This window comes from Streptomyces aureus, assembly GCF_000725495.1.
Lineage (GTDB): Bacteria > Actinomycetota > Actinomycetes > Streptomycetales > Streptomycetaceae > Streptomyces > Streptomyces aureus_B.
This window is the reverse complement of the sequence record NZ_JNZD01000083.1, coordinates 1-443: the sequence shown is the minus strand read 5'-3', so window position 1 is coordinate 443 and position 443 is coordinate 1. Positions and strand designations below refer to the sequence as shown.

At 58.2% G+C, this 443-nt stretch carries 1 rRNA gene; it reads left to right on the top strand.

Annotated features, from left to right (window positions below):
• A 16S ribosomal RNA gene (locus IO36_RS36060) occupies positions 1–88 on the top strand; the annotation flags it as partial.
• Positions 89–443 lie beyond the last annotated feature (355 nt).

Genomic DNA, 443 nt, shown 5'->3' with positions numbered 1-443 from the left:
GAGGGAGCTGTCGAAGGTGGGACTGGCGATTGGGACGAAGTCGTAACAAGGTAGCCGTACCGGAAGGTGCGGCTGGATCACCTCCTTTCTAAGGAGCACTTCTAACCGAGCTCTTCGGAGTGAGGTCAGAGGCCAGTACATCGGCGAATGTCCGATGCTGGTTGCTCATGGGTGGAACGTTGATTATTCGGCACTTTCAGTCATCTCGGGCTGCCAGTACTGCTCTTCGGAGCGTGGAAAGCTGATCACGAGTGGCGAGGGTGTCGGGCACGTTGTTGGGTGTCTGAGGGTACGGCCGCAAGGTCGCCTTCAGTGCCGGCCCCAGTGCACTCGAACTCTGGTTCGGGGTGATGGGTGGTTGGTCGTTGTTTGAGAACTGCACAGTGGACGCGAGCATCTGTGGCCAAGTTTTTAAGGGCGCACGGTGGATGCCTTGGCACCAG